Here is a 5,943-nt window from a genome sequence, read left to right as displayed (position 1 = left end):
ATGTGGAGAAAAAAGTGGCAACCATGATTGATGTTTATAAGGAACGCTTGGCCAAAAATGACTGGCTGACTCCAGAAACTCGTGACAAGGCCATCGTCAAACTCAATGTTATTAAGCCTTATATCGGTTACCCAGAAGAATTGCCAGAACGCTACAAGGACAAGGTAGTGGATGAAAATGCTAGTCTTTTTGACAATGCTCTAGCCTTTGCGCGTGTGGAAATCAAACACAGTTGGAGCAAGTGGAAACAGCCTGTAGACTACAAGGAATGGGGGATGCCTGCTCATATGGTCAATGCCTACTACAATCCACAGAAAAACCTGATTGTCTTTCCAGCGGCCATTTTACAAGCACCTTTCTATGACTTGCATCAGTCATCTTCTGCTAACTACGGTGGTATTGGGGCAGTTATTGCCCATGAAATTTCCCACGCCTTTGATACCAACGGAGCTTCCTTTGATGAAAATGGTAGCCTCAAGGATTGGTGGACAGAGAGCGACTATGCCGCCTTCAAGGAGAAAACACAAAAGGTTATTGACCAATTTGATGGACAGGATTCTTATGGAGCAACCATCAACGGTAAATTGACTGTATCAGAAAACGTTGCTGACTTGGGAGGAATCGCTGCAGCGCTTGAAGCAGCTAAGAGAGAACCAGATTTCTCGGCAGAAGAATTCTTCTACAACTTCGGTCGCATCTGGCGCATGAAAGGTCGTCCAGAATTTATGAAACTCTTGGCTAGCGTCGATGTGCACGCACCAGCCAAACTCCGTGTCAATGTACAAGTACCAAACTTTGATGATTTCTTTACAACCTACGATGTCAAAGAAGGAGACGGTATGTGGCGTTCACCAGAAGAGCGCGTGATTATTTGGTAATGCAAAGAAGCAAGTAATCAGAAAAAGGCATCCAATCAGGTCTGAAAACTTGATTGGATGCCTTTTATAATGGAAAGACTTGCTGGATAGTTTACTTAAATTGCGCTATTGATTATCATCATCTTGCTAGAAAAAAGGATTGAAGGTCTTTTCATGAGCAATAGTAGTAGCTGGACCATGTCCTGGATAGACATCGTAGTTTGGTAGAGTGAAAAGTTGGTTCTGGATACTGTGAAGGAGTTGCTCCATACTACCAGTTGGAAGGTCGGTCCGTCCGATGGTTTCTCGGAAAAGAGCATCACCTGTCAAGACTAGGTGAGCATCAGGAAAGACGATAGAAACACCACCGATAGAGTGACCTGGGGTAGGTAGGACTGTGAAACGAAATTCCTCCAATTGATATTCCTCATGAAAGACAAAGGTGTGTTCTGCAGGTTTTGCGACCACATCTGCCATATCATCGTGACGAGGGAGACCAGAGAGATTATCGACAGGAGTGTAGAGCCAGCTGGCTTCGCTCTCCGCGATATAGACAGGAGGGTTGCTAAAAGTCTCACGAACCAAGTCCAGGCTCATGATATGGTCATAATGGGCGTGTGTCAATAGAATGGCGCAGATTGGTTTGTTGATCTTCTCTATGGTCTGACGAATGGCTTCCCAATGGCTACCAGGATCGACAACGATGAGGTGCTTTTCACCTTCTAGATAATAGGTATTTTCATAGGCAACAGGATTTACAGTTTTATGGATTTTCATACTAGCTCCAATCTCAAAGAATGTACTAAGATAAGTATAGCACAGTTGGGGAGAATAGGTAAGGATTTAGAATGAACTTAAAAACCAGCATGACTAGATGAAGACAGGCTGGTTATCAATTTATCAATATTGGAGAGGTGTCAATTGCCCTTCATAGGTTGCATAAACTCCGTCATTAGCTTGTTTGATAGATGTGATGTTTAGAGTGCCACCGTAGTTGGCTTCTCGTTTATCGCTATATTCACTATAAGTTATCCTATTGGGCAGGTTCTGGTCGTTAGCATAGTATTGAACGACTGTTTTTTTATAGCCTTGCTGGCTGAATAGGAACAGGCAGCTAACTCCTAACACTAGGAGAGCAAAGATAGAAATAGCAGTTTTTTTCATAGGTGTTCTCCTTATAAACTAAAGGATAAAAGAAAGCATCTTGAGGATTTTAATTCCAAAATCCAGTCAAGGTACCAGTGTATGTGACACGAGTTCCACCGTTTGATCTTCGTACACTATCTATTTCAAGTGTTCCTTTGAAGGTTGAATGGAAACCATCATTATATTCTGAATAGTAGATAGTTGGTGGGATGTAACCATCATCGTTATAGTATTTTGTTACTGTTTTACTATAACTATGAGAATATATACGCTCATAACGAGGACCTTCAAAGTTATTTGTTGTATTGGTTTCAGCAGCATTGATTGGAACGGCAATAGATAGAGCAGTAGCTCCTAATAGTGTTAGTACAATTTTTTTCATAGGATACTCCTTTGTAAAATGACGTCATTCAAATATATTTACTTGAATGAAAAAGTGATAAGCATAGGGAGTTAAATTATATTTAGATTACAATATGGTTTCCGTTCTTCTATCTCTCCTTCTATCACCTAAATAGAAAATCTAACTGTATAACATATTATAAAAAAACATTTCAGAATTGTCAAGCAATTCTGAATTATTTTTTTCTTATTCTGTTCCAATCTAGTTTTCATATTCTTAAAAAAGTGATAAAATGGTAGGAAGAATTGGAGAGTAGAGATGCCAAAAGAAGTGAATTTAACAGGCGAAGAAGTTGTCGCTTTAACAAAAGAATATTTAACAGAAGAGGATGTCCATTTTGTCCATAAGGCCTTGGTCTATGCGGTGGATTGCCATAGTGGTCAATACCGCAAATCAGGCGAGCCTTATATCATTCACCCTATACAAGTGGCAGGTATTTTAGCCAAACTCAAGCTGGATGCTGTAACGGTAGCTTGTGGTTTCTTGCATGATGTGGTGGAAGATACAGATGCGACCTTGGACGATTTGGAAAGAGAGTTTGGTCCTGATGTGCGGGTAATCGTAGATGGGGTTACTAAGCTCGGTAAGGTCAAGTATAAGTCTCACGAAGAGCAGTTGGCTGAAAACCACCGCAAGATGCTCATGGCCATGTCTGAGGACATCCGTGTTATCTTGGTCAAACTGTCTGACCGCTTGCACAATATGCGGACCCTGAAACATCTTCGAAAAGATAAGCAGGAGCGTATTTCCAAAGAAACCATGGAAATTTATGCCCCACTTGCCCACCGTTTGGGGATTTCTAGCGTCAAATGGGAATTGGAAGACTTATCTTTCCGTTATCTTAACCCAACGGAGTTTTACAAGATTACCCATATGATGAAGGAAAAGCGTAGAGAGCGTGAAGCCTTGGTGGATGAGGTAGTTACAAAATTAGAGGAATATACGACGGATCATCACTTGAAAGGGAAGATTTATGGTCGTCCCAAGCATATTTACTCGATTTTCCGAAAAATGCAGGATAAGAGAAAACGGTTTGAGGAAATCTATGACCTGATTGCCATTCGCTGTATTTTAGATACCCAAAGTGATGTCTATGCCATGCTTGGTTACGTGCATGAGCTTTGGAAACCGATGCCAGGTCGCTTCAAAGACTATATCGCGAACCGCAAGGCTAATGGATACCAGTCTATACATACGACGGTTTATGGGCCAAAAGGGCCGATCGAATTCCAGATTCGAACCAAGGCCATGCATGAGGTGGCTGAGTACGGTGTTGCGGCTCACTGGGCTTATAAGAAAGGTATTAAGGGGCAGGTTAACAGCAAGGAATCAGCCATTGGAATGAACTGGATCAAAGAGATGATGGAGCTCCAAGACCAGGCCGATGATGCTAAAGAATTTGTCGATTCAGTTAAGGAAAACTATCTGGCTGAGGAGATTTATGTCTTTACCCCAGATGGAGCTGTCCGTTCCCTTCCAAAAGATTCAGGACCGATTGATTTTGCCTACGAAATTCATACAAAAGTCGGGGAAAAAGCAACTGGTGCCAAGGTCAATGGTCGTATGGTTCCTTTGACAACTAAGCTCAAGACCGGGGATCAGGTTGAAATTGTCACCAACCCCAACTCCTTTGGACCGAGCCGTGACTGGCTCAACATGGTCAAGACCAGCAAGGCTCGTAACAAGATTCGTCAGTTCTTTAAAAACCAAGATAAGGAATTGTCAGTCAATAAGGGTCGTGAGATGCTGATGGCTCAGTTCCAAGAAAACGGCTATGTGGCCAATAAATTTATGGACAAGCGCCACATGGATCAAGTTCTGCAAAAGACCAGTTATAAGACAGAAGAATCCCTCTTTGCGGCTATTGGTTTTGGAGAAATCGGTGCTATTACTGTCTTTAACCGTCTAACTGAAAAGGAACGCCGTGAGGAAGAGCGTGCCAAGGCCAAGGCTGAAGCAGAAGAGCTTGTCAAAGGTGGCGAGATCAAGGTTGAAAACAAAGAAACCCTCAAGGTCAAGCATGAGGGGGGTGTGGTCATTGAAGGTGCATCAGGTCTCCTAGTGCGGATTGCCAAGTGTTGTAATCCTGTTCCTGGTGATGACATCGTCGGCTATATCACTAAGGGTCGTGGTGTGGCTATTCACCGTGTGGACTGTATGAACCTGCGTGCCCAAGAAAACTATGAGCAACGTCTCCTTGATGTGGAGTGGGAAGACCAATACTCAAACTCAAATAAGGAGTATATGGCTCATATCGATATTTATGGACTCAACCGTACAGGACTGTTGAATGATGTACTGCAAGTTCTTTCAAACACAACCAAGAATATCTCAACAGTCAACGCTCAACCAACCAAGGATATGAAGTTTGCTAATATCCATGTATCCTTTGGTATTGCCAACCTCTCGACGCTGACTACGGTTGTAGATAAAATTAAGAGCGTGCCAGAAGTCTATTCTGTCAAACGGACCAACGGCTAATTGTCCTAGCTCTTACTAGAAAGGCTATTATGAAAATCATTATCCAACGGGTTAAAAAAGCCCAAGTGAGTATCGAAGGTCAGGTTCATGGGAAAATCAATCAGGGGCTCTTATTGCTGGTTGGTGTTGGACCAGAGGACCAAGAGGAAGATTTGGACTACGCTGTGAGAAAACTGGTCAATATGCGGATTTTTTCAGACGCAGAAGGCAAGATGAACCTGTCTGTCAAAGATATTGAAGGAGAAATCCTCTCTATTTCTCAGTTTACCCTCTTTGCGGATACTAAGAAAGGAAATCGTCCAGCCTTTACAGGCGCAGCCAAGCCTGATATGGCATCAGACTTCTATGATGCATTCAATCAAAAATTAGCGCAAGAAGTGCCCGTTCAGACAGGTATTTTTGGAGCGGATATGCAGGTTGAGCTGGTCAATGACGGACCAGTCACCATTATCCTTGATACTAAAAATAGATAAGAAAGACCAAACCCAGTCGGCTTGGTCTTTCTTATCTATCATAAAATACTCCAAAAAGACATCGGTTCTTGATAGGCCTTGGGGAAATCTCTTTTCAGGCTTTGGCTTATGCGGTAGGAAGAGATGAGATGACCTATGATTAGGAGAGTTCCCTGAAGTAAAAGTGGGATACCCCTTAAAAACAGCAAGGAGAGAATCATCAGGATATCCCATAGGAGGATTTGTAAGACGAAACGCCAGAATCTCGGTCTAATCTGAGAATAGAGTTGACTAAAGTGGTCACAAAGTTGGTTGGAAAGATAGGTCAATAGCACAGGATGAAAGAAAATGAGCCAACCGCTATAAATCAAAATCCAATCCCAAGTAAGTCTCTCTTTAAATGTCAAAAATGCCAGCATGATTCCATCAATGACAAGGAGTTGAATGGTTTTGATGAAGATGATTTTTTTCATGCTAAAACCTCCTTTTCTTTAGAGGCACTCCCATAAAGTGATGTGTTTGTTGTAAAAATCTGAATAGTTGTCTCTTAGGTAGTTAGTCGTCGTATAATAAAAAGTAGAATGGCAAGCAGTGACAATTGGCA

7 protein-coding genes and 1 pseudogene are annotated in these 5,943 nt (G+C 42.1%); 3 read left to right on the top strand and 5 right to left on the bottom strand.

Annotated elements, in window-relative coordinates:
• A pseudogene (gene pepO, locus QZ359_RS09425) lies at positions 1-878 on the top strand (endopeptidase PepO); the annotation flags it as partial.
• Between the two features lie 126 nt (positions 879-1,004).
• Here the strand turns inward: pepO and QZ359_RS09420 are convergent.
• The 4 genes from QZ359_RS09420 to QZ359_RS09530 all read right to left on the bottom strand — a co-directional run bounded on the left by QZ359_RS09420 (position 1,005) and on the right by QZ359_RS09530 (position 2,666).
• Positions 1,005-1,634: an MBL fold metallo-hydrolase gene (locus tag QZ359_RS09420; protein ID WP_265473029.1), complete on the bottom strand. Its 630-nt coding sequence runs from the start codon at positions 1,632-1,634 to the stop codon at positions 1,005-1,007.
• A 123-nt stretch (positions 1,635-1,757) separates the two neighbouring features.
• On the bottom strand, positions 1,758-1,985 hold the full coding sequence (locus tag QZ359_RS09415) for a hypothetical protein (protein ID WP_308300788.1): 228 nt from the start codon (positions 1,983-1,985) through the stop codon (positions 1,758-1,760).
• A gap of 85 nt (positions 1,986-2,070) precedes the next feature.
• Positions 2,071-2,385, bottom strand: a complete 315-nt coding sequence (locus tag QZ359_RS09410) for a hypothetical protein (protein WP_101782547.1) — start codon at positions 2,383-2,385, stop codon at positions 2,071-2,073.
• A gap of 128 nt (positions 2,386-2,513) precedes the next feature.
• Complete coding sequence (locus tag QZ359_RS09530; protein ID WP_365968142.1) at positions 2,514-2,666, bottom strand: hypothetical protein; 153 nt, start codon at positions 2,664-2,666, stop codon at positions 2,514-2,516.
• Between QZ359_RS09530 and QZ359_RS09405 the strand changes: the two genes are divergently transcribed.
• Together QZ359_RS09405 and dtd are read left to right on the top strand one after the other, a co-directional pair.
• Positions 2,665-4,887, top strand: coding sequence for a bifunctional (p)ppGpp synthetase/guanosine-3',5'-bis(diphosphate) 3'-pyrophosphohydrolase (locus tag QZ359_RS09405; RefSeq protein ID WP_293965942.1), 2,223 nt, complete (start codon positions 2,665-2,667; stop codon positions 4,885-4,887). The genes QZ359_RS09530 and QZ359_RS09405 overlap by 2 nt on opposite strands.
• A gap of 29 nt (positions 4,888-4,916) precedes the next feature.
• Positions 4,917-5,360 (top strand): D-aminoacyl-tRNA deacylase, encoded by a 444-nt coding sequence (dtd, locus tag QZ359_RS09400; protein WP_033686834.1) that lies wholly within the window; start codon positions 4,917-4,919, stop codon positions 5,358-5,360.
• Positions 5,361-5,398: 38 nt separating this feature from the next.
• Here dtd and QZ359_RS09395 read toward each other — a convergent pair whose 3' ends face one another.
• Positions 5,399-5,812 (bottom strand): hypothetical protein, encoded by a 414-nt coding sequence (locus QZ359_RS09395; protein WP_293965941.1) that lies wholly within the window; start codon positions 5,810-5,812, stop codon positions 5,399-5,401.
• Positions 5,813-5,943 lie beyond the last annotated feature (131 nt).

The organism is Streptococcus sp. (assembly GCF_019414905.1).
In the GTDB taxonomy this organism is placed as follows: domain Bacteria; phylum Bacillota; class Bacilli; order Lactobacillales; family Streptococcaceae; genus Streptococcus.
This window is presented reverse-complemented; position numbering and strand designations above follow the sequence as displayed.

Bases quoted from the DNA above. Each gene is read 5' to 3' on its own strand.
- QZ359_RS09420 (WP_265473029.1), bottom strand. From the start codon at position 1,634: ATGAAAATCCATAAAACTGTAAATCCTGTTGCCTATGAAAATACCTAT.
- QZ359_RS09410 (WP_101782547.1), bottom strand. From the start codon at position 2,385: ATGAAAAAAATTGTACTAACACTATTAGGAGCTACTGCTCTATCTATT.
- QZ359_RS09405 (WP_293965942.1), top strand. From the start codon at position 2,665: ATGCCAAAAGAAGTGAATTTAACAGGCGAAGAAGTTGTCGCTTTAACA.
- dtd (WP_033686834.1), top strand. From the start codon at position 4,917: ATGAAAATCATTATCCAACGGGTTAAAAAAGCCCAAGTGAGTATCGAA.
- QZ359_RS09395 (WP_293965941.1), bottom strand. From the start codon at position 5,812: ATGAAAAAAATCATCTTCATCAAAACCATTCAACTCCTTGTCATTGAT.